The sequence below is a fragment of the Lentilactobacillus parakefiri genome (assembly GCF_002157585.1).
GTDB classification, from domain to species: Bacteria; Bacillota; Bacilli; order Lactobacillales; family Lactobacillaceae; genus Lentilactobacillus; species Lentilactobacillus parakefiri.
This window is the reverse complement of record NZ_BDGB01000110.1, coordinates 7,480-7,964: the sequence shown is the minus strand read 5'-3', so window position 1 is coordinate 7,964 and position 485 is coordinate 7,480. Positions and strand designations below refer to the sequence as shown.

Annotated in this window: 1 pseudogene; it reads left to right on the top strand. The window is 41.2% G+C overall.

The annotated features are described in order from the left end of the window. Positions 1-485, top strand: a pseudogene (locus LPKJCM_RS11360) (IS30-like element ISLpl1 family transposase); the annotation flags it as partial.

The following is a 485-nucleotide window of genomic DNA, read 5'->3' as shown; positions in this document are numbered from 1 at the left end:
TTTTGTGAACTAGGGCTGTCCAATATCCAAATGGGCGTTCGGCTGAACCGATCACCGTCAACAATTTCTTATGAATTATCTCGATGTCAACCTTATCAGGCTGAATTAGCACAAACAGATGCCGAATACAAGCGATCACGATGTGGTCGGAAAACTAAGCTGAGCGATGAGTTAAAGCAAAAAATTCTCAACCATTTACGTCTAAGCTGGTCACCAGGAATGATTGCTCACGAATTTAATTTAGCTACTAAATCTATTTATAATTGGCTAAATCAGGGGAGAATTGGTTTCTCCTTGAATGATCTACCTGAACATGGTGTACGCCAACGGCGTAACGTTGACCAACGATCCAAATATAATCAATCTTTGGGGCGATCAATTGAACAGCGTCCCATGATGATTAATCAACGTAAGCGCATCGGCGATTTTGAACTAGATACAGTCGTTGGTCCTCGTGGGCATAGTAAGGCAGTTTTATTAACTTT